Annotated in this window: 16 protein-coding genes and 1 pseudogene; 6 read left to right on the top strand and 11 right to left on the bottom strand. The window is 73.6% G+C overall.

What is annotated here, in order from left to right; all coding sequences use genetic code 11:
• Positions 1 to 180: 180 nt before the first annotated feature.
• The gene (locus QOZ86_RS16380) at positions 181 to 1,380 is read right to left on the bottom strand and encodes an acyl-CoA dehydrogenase family protein (RefSeq protein ID WP_284493039.1); all 1,200 of its coding nucleotides are present in this window, start codon (positions 1,378 to 1,380) and stop codon (positions 181 to 183) included.
• 144 nt (positions 1,381 to 1,524) lie between these two features.
• Here QOZ86_RS16380 and QOZ86_RS16375 point away from each other — a divergent pair, with 144 nt between their 5' ends.
• Positions 1,525 to 1,923, top strand: coding sequence for a DUF4190 domain-containing protein (locus QOZ86_RS16375; RefSeq protein ID WP_284493038.1), 399 nt, complete (start codon positions 1,525 to 1,527; stop codon positions 1,921 to 1,923).
• A 72-nt stretch (positions 1,924 to 1,995) separates the two neighbouring features.
• Here QOZ86_RS16375 and QOZ86_RS16370 read toward each other — a convergent pair whose 3' ends face one another.
• The 3 genes from QOZ86_RS16370 to QOZ86_RS16360 all read right to left on the bottom strand — a co-directional run bounded on the left by QOZ86_RS16370 (position 1,996) and on the right by QOZ86_RS16360 (position 5,000).
• Entirely contained in the window at positions 1,996 to 2,949 is a 954-nt protein-coding gene (locus QOZ86_RS16370; protein WP_284493037.1) for an HpcH/HpaI aldolase/citrate lyase family protein, read from the bottom strand.
• A 177-nt stretch (positions 2,950 to 3,126) separates the two neighbouring features.
• On the bottom strand, positions 3,127 to 4,095 hold the full coding sequence (locus QOZ86_RS16365) for a DMT family transporter (RefSeq protein ID WP_284493036.1): 969 nt from the start codon (positions 4,093 to 4,095) through the stop codon (positions 3,127 to 3,129).
• Positions 4,092 to 5,000: a PhzF family phenazine biosynthesis protein gene (locus tag QOZ86_RS16360; RefSeq protein ID WP_284493035.1), complete on the bottom strand. Its 909-nt coding sequence runs from the start codon at positions 4,998 to 5,000 to the stop codon at positions 4,092 to 4,094. The genes QOZ86_RS16365 and QOZ86_RS16360 overlap by 4 nt, the downstream gene beginning before the upstream one ends.
• 169 nt (positions 5,001 to 5,169) lie before the next feature.
• On the opposite strand from QOZ86_RS16360, the gene QOZ86_RS16355 reads away from it, so the two are divergent.
• Positions 5,170 to 6,408 (top strand): magnesium transporter MgtE N-terminal domain-containing protein, encoded by a 1,239-nt coding sequence (locus QOZ86_RS16355; RefSeq protein WP_284493034.1) that lies wholly within the window; start codon positions 5,170 to 5,172, stop codon positions 6,406 to 6,408.
• The gene (locus QOZ86_RS16350; RefSeq protein WP_284493033.1) at positions 6,401 to 6,907 is read left to right on the top strand and encodes a DUF1003 domain-containing protein; all 507 of its coding nucleotides are present in this window, start codon (positions 6,401 to 6,403) and stop codon (positions 6,905 to 6,907) included. The genes QOZ86_RS16355 and QOZ86_RS16350 overlap by 8 nt, the downstream gene beginning before the upstream one ends.
• Positions 6,908 to 7,006: 99 nt before the next feature.
• Here QOZ86_RS16350 and QOZ86_RS16345 read toward each other — a convergent pair whose 3' ends face one another.
• Positions 7,007 to 7,318 carry an AzlD domain-containing protein gene (locus QOZ86_RS16345; RefSeq protein ID WP_284493032.1) on the bottom strand — a complete coding sequence of 104 codons (312 nt, stop codon included), beginning with the start codon at positions 7,316 to 7,318 and terminating at the stop codon, positions 7,007 to 7,009.
• On the bottom strand, positions 7,315 to 8,001 hold the full coding sequence (locus QOZ86_RS16340; protein WP_284493031.1) for an AzlC family ABC transporter permease: 687 nt from the start codon (positions 7,999 to 8,001) through the stop codon (positions 7,315 to 7,317). The genes QOZ86_RS16345 and QOZ86_RS16340 overlap by 4 nt, the downstream gene beginning before the upstream one ends.
• Positions 8,002 to 8,164: 163 nt before the next feature.
• Between QOZ86_RS16340 and QOZ86_RS16335 the strand changes: the two genes are divergently transcribed.
• Positions 8,165 to 9,316 (top strand): Mrp/NBP35 family ATP-binding protein, encoded by a 1,152-nt coding sequence (locus tag QOZ86_RS16335; protein ID WP_284493030.1) that lies wholly within the window; start codon positions 8,165 to 8,167, stop codon positions 9,314 to 9,316.
• Positions 9,317 to 9,478: 162 nt separating this feature from the next.
• Here QOZ86_RS16335 and QOZ86_RS16330 read toward each other — a convergent pair whose 3' ends face one another.
• The 4 genes from QOZ86_RS16330 to sigE all read right to left on the bottom strand — a co-directional run bounded on the left by QOZ86_RS16330 (position 9,479) and on the right by sigE (position 12,661).
• Positions 9,479 to 9,841, bottom strand: a complete 363-nt coding sequence (locus tag QOZ86_RS16330) for a twin-arginine translocase TatA/TatE family subunit (protein WP_284493029.1) — start codon at positions 9,839 to 9,841, stop codon at positions 9,479 to 9,481.
• Between the two features lie 113 nt (positions 9,842 to 9,954).
• Entirely contained in the window at positions 9,955 to 11,394 is a 1,440-nt protein-coding gene (locus tag QOZ86_RS16325; RefSeq protein WP_284493028.1) for a S1C family serine protease, read from the bottom strand.
• 113 nt (positions 11,395 to 11,507) lie between these two features.
• Positions 11,508 to 12,074, bottom strand: a complete 567-nt coding sequence (locus QOZ86_RS16320; RefSeq protein ID WP_284493027.1) for an anti-sigma factor family protein — start codon at positions 12,072 to 12,074, stop codon at positions 11,508 to 11,510.
• Positions 12,071 to 12,661: an RNA polymerase sigma factor SigE gene (gene sigE, locus QOZ86_RS16315; RefSeq protein ID WP_284493026.1), complete on the bottom strand. Its 591-nt coding sequence runs from the start codon at positions 12,659 to 12,661 to the stop codon at positions 12,071 to 12,073. Before sigE ends, QOZ86_RS16320 begins: the two co-directional genes overlap by 4 nt.
• A 255-nt stretch (positions 12,662 to 12,916) precedes the next feature.
• Between sigE and QOZ86_RS16310 the strand changes: the two genes are divergently transcribed.
• Both QOZ86_RS16310 and QOZ86_RS16305 read left to right on the top strand, forming a co-directional pair.
• On the top strand, positions 12,917 to 13,576 hold the full coding sequence (locus tag QOZ86_RS16310; RefSeq protein WP_284493025.1) for an O-methyltransferase: 660 nt from the start codon (positions 12,917 to 12,919) through the stop codon (positions 13,574 to 13,576).
• 293 nt (positions 13,577 to 13,869) lie between these two features.
• Positions 13,870 to 14,476: pseudogene (locus tag QOZ86_RS16305) on the top strand (transposase); the annotation flags it as partial.
• 8 nt (positions 14,477 to 14,484) lie between these two features.
• On the opposite strand, the gene QOZ86_RS16300 reads toward QOZ86_RS16305, so the two are convergent.
• On the bottom strand, positions 14,485 to 15,209 hold a 725-nt coding region (locus QOZ86_RS16300; protein WP_284493024.1), incomplete at its 5' end, for an IS1634 family transposase.

The raw sequence follows: 15,209 nt of genomic DNA, 5'->3' as shown, positions 1-15,209 counted from the left end.
GGTCGACGTCCGCTCGAGCCCGCACCGGGCGACTCGGGCTGACCCGCCCGCAGCCGGGCCACGGGGACCCCCCGGACAGTCTGGCTCTGAGTGCCCCTGCACTCAGAGGCAGACCGTCCGCAGAGACGAACTCGGCCCCGTCCCTCGGCGGAGGGACGGGGCCGAGGTGCGCCGGGAAGCTCAGCCCCTGAGCTTGTAGGTCTTGAGCAGCCCGCGGCTGATGATCGTCTTCTGGATCTCGCTGGTGCCCTCGCCGATGAGCAGGAACGGCGCCTCGCGCATCAGGCGCTCGATCTCGTACTCCTTGGAGTAGCCGTAGCCGCCGTGGATGCGGAAGGACTGCGTGGTCACCTCGGCGCAGTACTCGCTGGCGATCAGCTTGGCCATGCCTGCCTCGACGTCGTTGCGCTTGCCTGCGTCCTTGAGCCGGGCGGCGTTGACCATCATCAGGTGGGCGGCCTCGACCTTGGTCGCCATCTCGGCCAGCTGGAAGGCGATCGCCTGGTGCTGGGCGATCGGCTTGCCGAAGGTCTCCCGCTGCTGGGCGTAGGCGACGGCGAGCTCGAAGGCGCGGATCGAGATGCCGCACGCGCGGGCGGCGACGTTGACCCGGCCGACCTCGACGCCGTCCATCATCTGGCTGAAGCCCTTGCCCGGCTCGCCGCCGAGGATGTCCGAGGCACCTGCCCGGTAGCCGTCGAACACCAGCTCGGTGGTGTCGACGCCCTTGTAGCCCATCTTGTCGATCTTGCCGGGGATGGTGAGCCCGGGCTTGACCTGGCCGAAGCCGGCCGGCTTCTCGACGAGGAACGTGGTCAGGTTCTGGTGGGCCTTCTCCGCGCCCTCGTCGGTGCGGACCAGGGCGGCGACCAGCGTGGAGCTGCCGCCGTTGGTCAGCCACATCTTCTGGCCGTCGACGACGTAGTCCCCGTCGGCCTGCCTGGTGGCCTTGGTGCGGATGCCGGCGACGTCGGACCCCAGCCCCGGCTCCGACATCGAGAAGGCGCCGCGCACCTCGCCGGTGGCCATGCGGGGCAGGTAGTGCTCCTTCTGCTCCTGCGTGCCGTGCTGCTTGATCATGTAGGCGACGATGAAGTGGGTGTTGATGACGCCCGAGACGCTCATCCAGCCGCGGGCGATCTCCTCGACGACCAGCGCGTAGGTGAGCAGCGACTCACCGAGACCGCCGTACTCCTCGGGAATCATCAGGCCGAAGATGCCGAGCTCCTTGAGCCCGTCGACGATCTTCTGCGGGTAGACGTCGCCGTGCTCGAGCTCCTGCGCGTTCGGGATGATCTCCCGGTCGACGAAGCTCCGAACCGTCGACAGGATCTCCTGCTGGATGTCGGTCAGGTCTGCGGTCTGGGCCAAGCGGGTCACAGGTTCGCTCCTCGGGGACTCCGGTGTCCGGGTTACCCGCGAGTATGGAGCACCGTCGGATGAGCTCCGGCGTGTGCCTGCTCACGTCCGGTCCGCCCGCGTGGTGGAGTAGCCCGACCGGCGCCCGCCGGACAGGAGGGACGCATGAACAGCAGGGACGACGACCTCCACCGGGGCGATCCGCCGCCGGCGCCGGGGGCAGCGCAGACCGGGTACGGCCAGCCGGGCTACCCGCCACCCGGGTACGCCCAGCCGGGCTACCCGCCGCCGGGGTACGGCCCGCCGGGCTACCCGCCCGCCTACGGCCGGTCGACGAACACCCTGGCCATCCTGGCGCTGGTCATGGCGTTCGTCTTCGCGCCGGCCGGGCTGGTGCTGGGCATCGTCGCGCGCAAGCAGATCAAGCGGACCGGTGAGGAGGGCAGCGGCCTGGCTTTGGCCGGCATCATCGTCGGCGGCCTGGTCACCGGCTTCTTCGCGCTGGTCGTCGTGCTCTGGGTCGTCGCCTTCGCGACGCTGACCAGCGGCGGCTTCGGCCCCTGATCCAGCGGAGCATAGGAAGCTCTACCTGCGGATCGCGGGTCGGATCCGCAGGTAGAGCTTCCTATGCCCGGGTCACGCCTCCGGCGGGGTGAAGGACGACGTCCGCGACAGGCCCGCGGCGCGGCCCTTGCCGGCGATGACCAGCGCCATCTTGCGGCTGGCCTCGTCGATCATCTCGTCGCCGAGCATCGCCGAGCCCTTCTTGCCACCGGCCTCCGACGTCGCCCAGTCGTAGGCGTCGAGGATCAGCTCGGCGTGGTCGTAGTCCTCCTGGGACGGCGCGTAGATCTCGTTGGCCGCGTCGATCTGCCCCGGGTGCAGCACCCACTTGCCGTCGAAGCCGAGCATGGCCGAGCGCTTGGCGACCTCCTCGAAGGCCGGGACGTCGCGCACCTGCAGGAACGGGCCGTCGATGGCCTGCACACCACGGGCGCGGGCGGCCATGAGGATCTGCATGAGGATGTAGTGGAACGGGTCGCCCGGGTAGTCGGGGTGCAGAGCACCGACCACGAGCGACTTCATGTTGATGCTGGCCATGAAGTCGGCCGGGCCGAAGATGATCGTCTCGATCCGCTCGCTGGCGAACGCGATGTCGTTGACGTTGATCAGGCCCTGCGCCGTCTCGATCTGCGCCTCGATGCCGATCCGGCCGACCTCCAGGCCGTTGGCCTTCTCGATCTGGGTCAGCAGCATGTCCAGCGCCTTGATCTGGGCGGCGTCCTGGACCTTCGGCAGCATGATGGCGTCGAGGTTGGCGCCGGCCCCGCCGGCGACCTCGAGCACGTCCTGGAACGTCCACTCCGTCGTCCAGTCGTTCACGCGGACGGTGCGGATCTTCTCGCCCCAGCCGCCCTCGTTCAGCGCCGCGACGATGTTCTTCCGGGCGCCGGGCTTGGCCAGCGGCGCACACGCGTCCTCGAGGTCCAGGAACACCTGGTCGGCCGGCAGACCCTTGGCCTTCTCCAGGAACCGGGGGTTGCTGCCGGGAACGGCCAGGTTGGAACGACGGGATCGGAGCTCGGCCACGGGGTCCTCCGGGATGGTGGGTGGGTTGAGGCGGGGCTGGGGTGGGTCGGGAAAGTCGGCTACCGGAGGGTAGCGACGAGGATTTCCGCCCGCAGAACCGCGTTGATCACCGTCAACTGGCTGACCGACACGCCGCTGGCGGCCGCCGCATGCCGATGATCAACACGGGCTCGGCCTTCAGGTGCCCGGCTCGACGAGGGTGGTCGGCCGGCTGGCCCGCACCACCAGCGCCACGCCCGCGACGACGAGCACGACCCCGGGGAGGGCCAGCAGCGGCGGGACCTCGCCCAGCAGCACCAGCGCGAACACCAGGGCCCCGGGCACCTCCAGGAGCACCGCGAGACTCACCACCGTGGGGCCGACGGAGGAGAGCACCAGGTTGAGCAGGGTGTGGCCGAACAGCTGGGCGGAGACGGTGATGGCCGCGATCAGCCACCAGTCCCGCGCCTGGAAGCCGGCCAGCGGCGCGTCGACGAGCACCGCCGACACCGCGATCGCCAGCGCGCAGACCGAGTAGGCGACGACGGCGTACGCCGATGTCGCCAGCCGCTGCCGGGCGCGCGCCCCGGCCAGCACGTAGCCGCCGGCGCAGATCGCCCCGAGAAGGGCCAGGACGTCACCGGCGAGGGCCTCCCGGCTCACCGCGACGTCCACGCCCACGATCAGCGCCACGCCGACCACCGCGAGCACGAGCCCCCACCAGACGGCGGCCGGCAGGTGCACCCCGGAGATCCGCGCGGCCAGCGCCGTCCAGATCGGGGTCGTGGTGACCAGGGCCGTCGAGACGGCGACCGTCGTCATGGACAGGCTCGGGAGCCAGGCCGCGAAGTGCGCGGCGAGGAACAGTCCGGCCACGGCCGAGCTGCGCAGGTCACGCCAGCGGAGCCCGGTCAGGGTCGAGCGCTCCCGGGCGAGCAGCACCGGCAGCAGCGCAGCGGCGCCGGCCGCATTGCGCCAGAACGCCAGCGCCAGCATCGGTGCGGCGACCATCGTGGTGAGCGGCGCGGACAGGGAGACCCCGATGACCGCGAGCGACAGGAGGCCGACGTCCCGCCCGCCCGGCCGGTGCGGCGCCCACGCGGCGCCGGCCCCGTCCAGAGGCTCCCGCAGAGCGGAGCGAGGCGGAAGGGGAACGGGGTCCTTCACCAGGAGGGAACCCGGATGCGGCCGCCGGCGACCGGGACGACGGCGCCGCGCACCGTCGCGGCCACGGCCTTGCTCCCCGACGCCGTGGCCGTGCACTCCAGCACCGACGGCCGGCCGAGCTTCTCCCCCTGCCGGACGACGAAGGACGACGTCCCCTCCGGGGCGAGCAACCCGGACTCCACGAGCCACACCCCCGTCCCGAGCGCCGCCGAGCCGGTCGCCGGGTCCTCGCCCCAGCTCAGATCGGCGGCGAAGACCCGCGCGTAGGCCGTCCCGCTGTCGGCGTCCCAGGACAGCACCGAGACCCCCTCCCCCACGCCCAGCGCGGCTAGCGCCCTCGGATCGGGCACCGCGCGGTCCACGGCGTCCGGCCGCACCGACAGGTACGCGAAGGGCAGCCCGCAGCCGGCGACGTCGGCGGGCACCCCGGTGATGTCGGCGGGCGCGAGCCCCATGGCGGCGGCCAGCAGACCCGGGTCCGGCCCGTCCGACAGCGTGGGGCGGCCGCCGGACAAGGTGGCGCCGTCGGAGTCGACCACCACGTCCAGCACCCCCGCGCCGCATTCCTGGCGCAGCGTCCCGGCGGGCAGCCGCCCGGTGCGGACCAGCGTGTGCGCCGCACCCACGCTCGGGTGGCCGGCGAAGGGCAGTTCGGCGAACGGCGTGAAGATGCGGATCCGATAGTCGGCCCGCGGACCGCCGGCCGACCCAGGGTGGTCGGCCCCCGGCTCGGTGGGCGAGCAGAGGAACGAGGTCTCCGACAGGTGGAACTCGTTGGCCAGCGTCTGGCACTGCTCCGTGGACAGGTCGTCGGCGTCGAACACCACCGCCAGCGGATTGCCGGCGAATGCCCGGGCGGCGAACACGTCGACGACCTCGTAGTCCAGCGCAACCGGGGCAGTCACGGCGCCGACGGTAACCTTCGCCGGGACCGGGCTTGCGAGGGCTCGCATCGACAGAGCCGTGGGTCATGGGGCCGACGAGCGCCGGCGAGGACTCGAGACCGAGCTAGCGAGGTCTCGCAGCGACACAGCCGTGCGGCACGGAGCCGACGAGCGCCAGCGAGGAGGATTCGTGACCACGGTGACGAGGGCCTACGTCTCCCGGCTCGCCGGGCTGACCGTCTTCGACCCCAACGGCGACCGCGTCGGCAAGGTCCGTGACGTCGTCGTCGCCCTGCGGGTGGGCACCGCCTGTCCCCGGGTGCTGGGCCTGGTCGTGGAGGTCGTCGCGCGCCGCCGGATCTTCGTGCCGATGGGCCGGGTCACCGCCATCGACCCGGGCGCGGTGATGCTCGCATCGGGCACCCTCAACCTCAAGCGCTTCGAGCAGCGGGCCGGCGAGACGCTGGTCCTCGGTGAGCTGCTGGACCGGCAGGTGCGCATCGACGAGTCCGGCCGCCCGGCCCACGTCGTCGACGCCGGCATGGAGCAGACCCGCACCGGCGACTGGCTGCTCACCCGGCTGGCCGTCCAGGAGCCGGGCCGGATCGGCCGGCGCGGGCAGCTGCACCAGGTGGCCTGGGACGAGGTGACCGGGCTGGCCCTGCCGCAGACCGGGCAGGGCGCCGAGACGCTGATCGCCACCTACCGGGAGCTCAACGCCGCCGACATGGCCCACGCGCTGCAGGAGCTGCCGATCAAGCGGCGGCACGAGGTGGCCGAGGCCATGGACGACGAGCGGCTGGCCGACGTCCTCGGCGAGCTGCCCGAGGCCGAGCAGATCACGATCCTGGGCACCCTCGAGGAGAGCCGCGCGGCCGACGTCCTGGAGGAGATGGACCCCGACGACGCCGCCGACCTGCTGTCGGAGCTGCGCGACGTCGACCGGGACCGGCTGCTGGAGCTCATGGAGCCCGACGAGGCCGAGTCCGTGCGGCAGCTGCTGAAGTACTCCGAGGACACCGCCGGCGGGATGATGACCAGCGAGCCGGTGATCCTCTCCCCCGACGCCACCATCGCCGAGGCGCTGGCGCGGGTCCGCCAGGAGGAGATCACGCCCTCCCTGGCCAGCCAGGTGTACGTCTGCCGCCCGCCGTCGGCCACGCCCACCGGCCGCTACCTCGGGCTGGCGCACATCCAGCGGCTGCTGCGCGAGCCACCGTCGACGCTGGTCAGCGGGGTGCTCGACGACCTCGAGCCGCTGCGCCCCGAGGCCCCGCTGGCCCAGGTCACCCGGTACTTCGCCACCTACAACCTGGTCGCCGCGCCGGTGGTCGACGCGCAGGGCCGGCTGGTGGGCGCGGTGAGCGTCGACGACGTCCTCGACCACCTGCTGCCCGACGACTGGCGGGAGCGAGCCCGCCGTGGCTGACACGCCGCGGCTCGACGTCCCGAGCGGGGGCGCGCGCCGGTTCGGCAGCTTCCTGCGGCTGAACCCCGACGCCGTCGGCCAGTTCGCCGAGGGGATCGCCCGGTTCCTGGGCACGGGCCGGTTCCTGGCGGTGCAGACGATCCTCGTGGTCGTCTGGATCTCGCTCAACGTCTTCGCCGTCCAGCTGCGCTGGGACCCCTACCCGTTCATCCTGCTGAACCTGGCCTTCTCCACCCAGGCCGCCTACGCCGCGCCGCTGATCCTGCTGGCGCAGAACCGGCAGGCCGACCGCGACCGCGTGCAGGCCGAGGAGGACCGCGCCCGGGCGACCCAGACCCGCGCGGACACGGAGTACCTCGCTCGCGAGCTGGCCGCGCTCCGCGTGGCGATCGGCGAGCTGGCCACCCGCGACTTCATCCGCGGCGAGCTGAACCGGATGTCGAGCGACGACGGCGACGAGCGACGCGACAAGCCGCGCCGGCGCGACACCGTCGGCTGACCCGCTGGTCACCGCCGAGTGTCGGCCGGCTGTCCCGTCGGTCCGTGGGAGAGGACGACCGGCCGACACTCGAGGACGCCCGCGCCTCAGCGTCCCGGATCAGCCGGCGAGCACGTGCACCAGCGCGCCCACGGCCCCGGCGAGGACCAGCACCACGATGAACGGCGCCCGCAGCGCCAGGGCCAGCGCGGCGACCGCCAGCCCGGCGAGCCGCCCGTCGACCACGACCTCGTCCCCGCTGGTCAGTCCCTGGACGACCACGAGCGCGGCGAGCAGCGCCGCCGGCACGAAATCGACGACCCGCGCCACCCAGGACTGCTCGACCCACGACGCGGGGACCGACAGCCCGGCGAGCTTGAGCAGGTAGCAGCCCACCGAGGCGACCAGCACCGCCGTCCAGGTGGCGCTCATGCGGCGGCCCGCCGCGGGCGTCCGGCCAGCGCCACCGCCACCACCGCGGCGACGACCTGCACGCCGGGCGGGACGAACGGCGTCAGCGCCAGGGCGACCACGGCACCGCCCAGCGCCACCCGGCGCTGCACCGCCGGCTGGGCGTTGCCCCGGCCCAGCCGCGGCCACAGCAGCGCCAGGAACGCCGCCGGGACGACCGCGTCCAGCGCCGCCCGCGCCGTACCGCCCAGGGCCGCGGCGCCGAGCGCACCGACGACGGTCGTCGCGTTCCAGGTCAGGTAGAGGGTCGCGCCGCCCACCAGGAACGCCAGCCCGGCGAGCGCCCGGTCGGGAGCCGCCAGCGACAGCGCCGTCGTCTCGTCGATGACCCAGTGCGCCGTCCCCGCGCGGCGGAGGGGGCCCCGCGGTCGCAGCAGCGGCACCAGGCGCACCCCGTAGACGGTGTTGCGGGTGCCGAGCAGCAGGGCGCTGCCGACGGCGGCGAGGGGGCTGCCGCCGGCGCCGAGCACCCCGATCAGGGCGAACTGGGAGGCCCCGGTGAACATGACGGCCGAGAGCACCAGCGCCTGCCAGACGTCCAGGCCCGCCGCGTCGGCGGCCGCGCCGAACGCCACCCCGTAGAGGCCGACGGCGAGGCCCAGACCGACGGCGTCCCGGAGGGTCTGCGACCGGTCGGGCGACACGAACCGACCCTAGTGACACACCGGGTGCGCCCCAGATCACCCTCCGGCGGACGGGGCGGGGCGCCGCCCGCCGTACAGTGGCAGGCGACCGATCGCGCGGGTCGCCGCTGCTGCCGCCGACCGCCGGACGCCGGTCCCCCGTCGAAGGAGACAGACGAACACGATGTCCGACCAGCTGACCGGCACGCCGGCGCTCGACGCCGTCAACGCCGCTCTGGCAACCGTCCAGGACCCCGAGATCAACCGGCCCCTGCCCGAGCTGGGCATGATCAAGGACGTGCGGATCGGGCCCGACGGCTCGGTCGACGTCGAGGTCTACCTGACCGTCTCCGGCTGCCCGATGCGGGAGACGATCACCACCCGGGTCACCCAGGCCGTCTCCGCCGTCCCCGGTGTCACCTCGGTGCAGGTCGCGCTCGACGTCATGAGCGACGAGCAGCGCGCCGAGCTGCGCAAGACCGTGCGCGGCACCGACGCCCCCGAACCGGTGATCCCATTCGCCCAGCCCGGTTCGCTCACGCGGGTCTACGCCGTCGCCTCCGGCAAGGGCGGCGTCGGCAAGTCCAGCGTCACGGTGAACCTGGCCGCGTCCCTGGCCAAGCGCGGCCTGGCGGTGGGCGTCGTGGACGCCGACATCTACGGCCACTCGGTGCCGCGCATGCTCGGCGTGGACGACAAGCCCACCCAGGTCGACAACATGATCATGCCGCCGCAGGCGCTGGGCGTGAAGGTCATCTCGATCGGCATGTTCACGCCGGGCAACACCCCGGTCGTGTGGCGCGGGCCGATGCTGCACCGCGCGCTGCAGCAGTTCCTCGCCGACGTGTGGTGGGGTGACCTCGACGTCCTGCTGCTGGACCTGCCGCCCGGCACCGGTGACGTCGCCATCTCGATCGCGCAGCTGCTGCCGAACGCCGAGATCCTCGTCGTCACGACCCCGCAGCTGGCCGCCGCCGAGGTGGCCGAGCGCGCCGGGGCGATCGCGACCCAGACCCACCAGCAGGTGGTCGGGGTCATCGAGAACATGAGCTGGATGGACCTGCCCGACGGCTCCCGGGTCGAGGTGTTCGGCTCCGGCGGCGGCCAGACCGTCTCCGACGCGCTGACCCGCACGCTGGGTGCCCGGGTGCCGCTGCTCGGCCAGATCCCGCTGGACACCCGGCTCCGCGAGGCCGGCGACGCCGGTGCGCCGATCGTGCTCGCCGACCCGGACTCCCCCGCCGCGCAGGCCCTGGAGAAGATCGCCGACGGGCTCGCCGTCCGCCAGCGCGGCCTGTCCGGCATGTCCCTGGGCCTCACCCCCGTCAAGCACTGAGTATTCGCTCCGGCGAGCGGGGGCCGGAGGCTCCCCGAGCCGGGGCGAGCAGCGCTTTGTCGCGACGAGCGGGGGGCCGGAGGCTCCCCCGAGGAGTGACGGCAGCGGCTCAGCGCAACTGGGGAGGGCACGTGGCCGCGGTGTCGTCCGGAGGACGACAGATCACGTCGCGTCGACGTCGAAGGGTGGCGGAACGCTGCGGTCGCGCAGCTGGGCGGCGACCACCGAGGCCGCTGTCGCGCCGCTGGCCGGCCGGGCCGGCGGGGACTCGTCGTCGTCACCGAGCAGCTGGTCGCGGATGAAAGTGCGCGGGTGGTACTTGCGCAGGTCGAGGTCGCGCAGGTCGGCGAAGTCGTCGCCGAGGGACTCGTTGACCTGCTCGCGGACGCCGGTGATGGCGGTCCGCACCTTCTTCAGCCCGCTGGCGGCGTCCTTGGCCAGGTCGGGCAGGCGCTCGGGACCGAAGATGAACAGCGCGGCGAGGGCGACGACGAAGAGCTCGGGCCAGCCGATCGAGTTGAACACCGCCGCCCTCCTTCCGCATGCCGCCTGCGCGCGCCGCTCACCGTCCCAGCGTAGTCAGAACATTCCTTGCCCCCCGCCACTCGCGAGCTCGCGGCGGGATCCTGCAAGGAGCCTCAGGCGGCGCCGAGCGTCGCCTGGACCGTCCGGGAACTCCCGCCGCGGACCAACTCGATCACGACCTCCTCGCCCGGCTGCCGGGCGTCCACCGCCACGGCCAGCTCTTCGGAGCTGCCGACCGGGGTGTCGTCGACCGCGATGATGATGTCCTCCTCGCGGATGCCCGCCTGCGCCGCGGCGCTGCCCGGCTCGATGTTGACCACCAGCGCGCCGTCCCGCGTCCCGTCGGTCACCGACCGGGCGCTGACGCCGAGCGCGGCGTGCACGGCCGTGCCGGTGGAGATCAGCTGCTCGGTGATCCGCTTCACCGTGTCGATGGGGATGGCGAAGCCCAGGCCGATCGAGCCACCACCCATTCCGCTCGACGCGATGGCGGTGTTGATGCCGACGAGCGCCCCCGTGGCGTCCACCAGCGCACCGCCGGAGTTCCCCGGGTTGATGGGTGCATCGGTCTGGACGGCGCTGATCACCGCGTTGGTGTCGGTACCCTGACCGGACAGCCGGACCGGCCGTTCCAGCGCGCTGACGATGCCGCTGGTGACGGTGCCGGCGAGGCCGAGCGGGGAGCCGATGGCGACCACGGGGTCGCCGACGACGACGTCGTCGGAGCGTCCCATGGACGCGGTCACCAGTCCGGGCTTCTCCACCTTGATGACGGCGAGGTCGCTGGCCGGGTCGCGGCCGACGATGCGCGCCGCGGATCCGCTGCCGTCGGAGAAGACCGCGCGGATCTCGGCCCCCTCGACGCCGTCGGCGCCCGAGATGACGTGGTTGTTCGTGACGATGTAGCCGTTCTCGCCGTCGATCACGACGCCGGAGCCGGTGGCCCCCGCCTGCCCCACGCGAACCTCGATGGAGACCACCGCCGGCATGACGGCGTCGGCGATGTCGGACACCGAGCCCGGTTCCCGGGTGATGCCCGGGTCCACCTGCGACAGCGTCGTCCCCGGGCTGAGCAGCGGGGTCTCGCCGGCGGTGCGGGTCAGGTACCAGCCGACGCCGCCGCCCACCACGCCGACCACCAGTAGGCCGAGCACGACGAGCGTCGCCAGCCGCACCGAGAGGTCGCGCAGCCGCACCTTGCGCCGCCCCTGGCTGTCGACCACGACCGGGCCGGGTTGCCTGTCCTCGTCGTACACCGCGGGGATGCCCAGGCCGGCCGGTGACGCCGGGTCGCGCCAGGGGTCGCTCGAGGCGTCGGCCTTCCACCACGGACCGGTGGCGGTGCGCCGGCCGCCGGGCCGGCCACCCGGCGGCTCCTGGAGCCCGTGCCGGCCGGGCGCGGGCGGTCCGAACGCCCGCAGCAGTGCCTCCGGGGGCGGCGGCGGCACCGGGCGGGGTGCGGGCGGGGGCCGGTCACCGGCGAAGCTGCCGGCGACCCGCTCCGGCCGGCCGAACGCACCCGCCTGCGCCGGCGTGGGCTGCGGGGCGGGCACGGCGCGCGGGGTGAGCCGCTGCACCGCCGCGTCGTCGAAGCCGCCGAGCCGCCCCTCGGGACGCGAGTAACCGGCCTCCCCGGGTGCGGCCGGGTCGTGGTCGTGGTCGGTGCTCAGGGCGTGCCACCCGGGGAACCGATGCCGGTGGAGAGGTCGACGGTGACCGTCCGCACGACGGGAGGGACGACCTGGGTGTGCTGCTCCGGCTGCGGCCGGTCCGCGGCGGGCGCGGGGGCGGCATCGGCCGGGAGCGTCAGCGCCAGCGCGGTGACGCCGGCACCGAGACCGGCGAGCGTGCCGGCCACCCCGCGGCGAAGCCAGCGCGCACCGAGCGGCCCGCGGCGCTGCGCGCCCTCGGTGAGGTCCAGCGACCAGGAGCCGGTGCTGCCGGTGACGGTCAGCTCCCCCGCGGCGGCGCTCATCGCACCCGTTCCGTCACCGGAACCGGGCACGTCGGCGGTGAAGGGGATGGCGCGCAGGCGCGACATGAGGTCACCGGGGATCGTGACGTCCGCGGAGCCGTGCAGCGCCGCCTTCGCCTCCCGCTGGGCCTCCACGGCCATGCGGCAGGTGGCACAGCCCGCGAGGTGCCGGGCTGCCCGTCCGGCCGGGCCCGCCGTCAGCTCGCCGTCGACCAGCGCGGCGATCGCCTCCTGGGCCAGGTGGCTCTCCGGGATCACGCGCCGGCCTCCCCGGCCGCGGCCACCCGACGCGGGGCCAGGTGGGCGAGCGCCTCGCGCAGCTGCACCCGGCCACGGTGGATGCGGCTGCGGACCGTGCCCAGCTTGATGCCCAGCGTGGCCGCGATCTCCTCGTAGGTGAGGCCCTCGATGTCGCAGAGCACCACGGCCACCCGGAACTCCGGGGACAGCGCGTCGAGCGCGGCCTGCACCTGCGGGTCCAGGTGGGTGTCGGCGTACACCTGCTCGGGGCTCGGCGCGCGGCCGGGCAGCCGCTCGGTGTCCTCGGGGAGCGCATCGAAGCGGATCCGCTGGCGGCGGCGGACCATGTCGAGGAACAGGTTCGTGGTGATCCGGTGCAGCCAGCCCTCGAAGGTGCCGGGCGAGTAGTCGGCCAGCGAGCGGAACACCCGGACGAAGGTCTCCTGCGTCAGGTCCTCGGCGTCCTGCGGGTTGCCGGACAGCCGGTAGGCGAGGCGGTACACCCGGGCGGAGTGGTCACGGACGACCTGCTCCCAGGACGGGGCCACCCAGCTGTCCGCGGCCATGCCGGTGCCCTCGGACTGCGCGGACGTGGCCTCGGACACCCCACCAGTTTCGCAGACGGATGCCGGCGCGTGCTGAGACGCGTCGACGGGTGGAACGGGCACGGCTCGCTTCAGGCGCACGTACGGATCAACGGACGGCCGGCACATGCGTGTTCCCGCGCACCGCGGCTCCCAGGAGACGCACAGGTCCGGCCGGGCACACGGCCTCGCGCAGCCCGGCCACTACCCTCGGCCGGTGCGGGGAACCTTTGGAGCACGGCGGAGCCGTTCTGCTCCGTCACCGGAGGTGTGTTGATGAGCGCCGAGCGACCGCCGCCCGCCGGCGGCACCGAGCTGGGCGCCGCCTACGCCGAACGCTTCGCCGCGGAGTCGCCCGAGATGCAGGCCGCGCGGCACCGTGCCCAGTTGCTGCCCGGCTCCACGCCGGTGGAGCCGGCTGTCGGCGCCACGTTGGCCGTCCTCGCCGCCACGGCCGGGGCCCGCTCGGTGGTGTCCATCGGCAGCGGCGGCGGCCTCGCCGCGCTGTGGCTGCTGCGCGGGATGCGGCCCGACGGCGTCCTCACCGCCCTGGACGGCGATCCCGAGCAGCTGCGGGCGGCGCGCACCGCGCTCGCCGAGGCCCGGGTGCCCGCCAGCCGGGCGCGGCTGATCTTCGGCACCCCCGGCGAGGTCCTGCCCCGACTCTCCCCCGGCGGCTACGACATGGTGTGCTGCGCCGGCCCGCCGCGGGAGTACGCCGAGCACCTCGCGGGGCTGCTCGCGCTGGTGCGGGTGGGCGGATCGCTCACCTGCCACGGGTTGCTGGAGGGCGGGCGGATCGCCGACCGCACCGCGCGGGACCCGCAGTCGGTGGCGTGGCGGGAGATCTCCCGCGCCGTCCGCGACGACGACACCCTGCTGCCGGCCGTGCTGCCGATGGGCAGCGGTCTGCTCGTCGCCACCAGGCGCAGCTGACGCTGCCGCTACCCAACGGCCGTCGGGGTGCGCACGATCCGCCGACACGGCGGTGGTGTGGGTGACCATCTGCCCCGCCGAGTTCGCCAGCATCGACGAGGTCGCCACCTGCACGCCGTCCGCGGTCCGCACGTAGGACCGGGAGGTCGGGGTGCGGTTGGCGTCATAGCCGATCCGCAACGCCACCCCACCGGGCAGCACCTGCACGCGCAGCTCCCCGTCGGGGCCGTAGGAGGCGGTGGTCGTGCCGGCCACCGAATCGGTCACCGAGGGGAACCAACCCGCGCGGTTCCAAGATCCCCGCCGAGGTGTGGACGCCGGCCTACGACGCGCACGACCAGATCTGCGAGGGCGCCTGGGTCGCCGAGCTGACCGGGCTGCCGGACCTCACCGGCTGGCCGCCCGGGATGCGGGTGATCGTCCGCGAGGAACGCCCGCGCCCGGGTGCGCAGCTGCGGATCACCGACGCCGACGGGCTGCGGGGCACCGCGTTCGCCACCAACAGCGCCCGCGGGCAGCTGCCAGCACTCGAGCTGCGGCACCGCTGCCGCGCCTGCGTCGAAGACCGGATCCGCTGCGCGAAGGACACCGGACTGACCAACCTGCCGCTGCACGCCTTCGACCAAGACCAGACCTGGTGCGCCATCCTGGCGCTGGCGTGTGAGCTCACCCGGCTGGATGCAGCTGCTGGCCCTCACCGATCACGCCGCCCGGCGGTGGGAGCCCAAGCGGCTGCAGACCAGGCTGTTCACCGTCCCGGCCACCCTGGCCCGCAGCGGACGCCGCCGACCCCTGGCCGAACACCACCCGTGGGCCACCGTCGTCCGCGACGCCGTCGTCCGACGAACACCACCCGTGGGCCACCGTCGTCCGCGACGCCATCGTCCGACCCGACTTTGATCATTTGCTTAGTGCGTGACTTCGACCGGCGGTAGCGCATCGAGGATGACCCGCTGAGCTGCGGGAACGGCGGGGTGAAACGTCTGGGTGGCGCCGTTGATCGCGACCGTGGCCGAGCGCAGCGGCCGCAGCTGGCGGATGACGTTGCCGATCGCCAGGCCGGTGCGGTTCTGAACCTCGCGGGCCACGGCCAGGGCGGTGAACACGACGGTGAGGTGGGCCTCGATGGCGTCGCGAGTGTGGTGGAACATCGGCCTGGCCCGCAGATCGGTCTTGCTCATCCGGAACGATTGCTCGACCCGCCACAGGTCGTGATAGCTGCCGATCACCTCGGCCGCGGGCATGAGATTGGCGGGGATGTTGGTGACGTAGCCCTTCAACCCGACCAGGCTCTGCGCTCTGGCCAGTGCGGTCTCGTCCAGGGATCGGGCACCGTTGCTGGTCTTGACGAACCGCGGCGTGCGGGCCGCGCGTTCGCCGTCGACGACCTCCCGCGCCCGGGCCTCCTGCAGGGCGAGGGTCTTGCGGTCCCGGGCTGCGCGCCTGGCCGAGTATGCCCACACCGCCCGCCACGACCCGGTGTGCTGCGTGGGGTCCCACACGGGCTCGGCGCGGCGGGCGGTGTCGTTCTCCCCGACCTTCCCGCCCTTGGCGCGGCCGGTCTTGGGGGTGATCGTGTCGATGACCTGGCCATCGGTGAAGGCGTCGCCGTGCCAGTGGAAGTGGGACTCCA

The organism is Blastococcus capsensis (assembly GCF_030165005.1).
Classification (GTDB): Bacteria; Actinomycetota; Actinomycetes; order Mycobacteriales; family Geodermatophilaceae; genus Blastococcus; species Blastococcus capsensis.
Note: the sequence above shows the minus strand (reverse complement) of the source record. Positions and strands in the feature narration are given on the sequence as shown.

Bases quoted from the DNA above. Each gene is read 5' to 3' on its own strand.
- QOZ86_RS16375 (WP_284493038.1), top strand. From the start codon at position 1,525: ATGAACAGCAGGGACGACGACCTCCACCGGGGCGATCCGCCGCCGGCG.
- QOZ86_RS16335 (WP_284493030.1), top strand. From the start codon at position 8,165: ATGTCCGACCAGCTGACCGGCACGCCGGCGCTCGACGCCGTCAACGCC.
- QOZ86_RS16310 (WP_284493025.1), top strand. From the start codon at position 12,917: ATGAGCGCCGAGCGACCGCCGCCCGCCGGCGGCACCGAGCTGGGCGCC.
- QOZ86_RS16345 (WP_284493032.1), bottom strand. From the start codon at position 7,318: ATGAGCGCCACCTGGACGGCGGTGCTGGTCGCCTCGGTGGGCTGCTAC.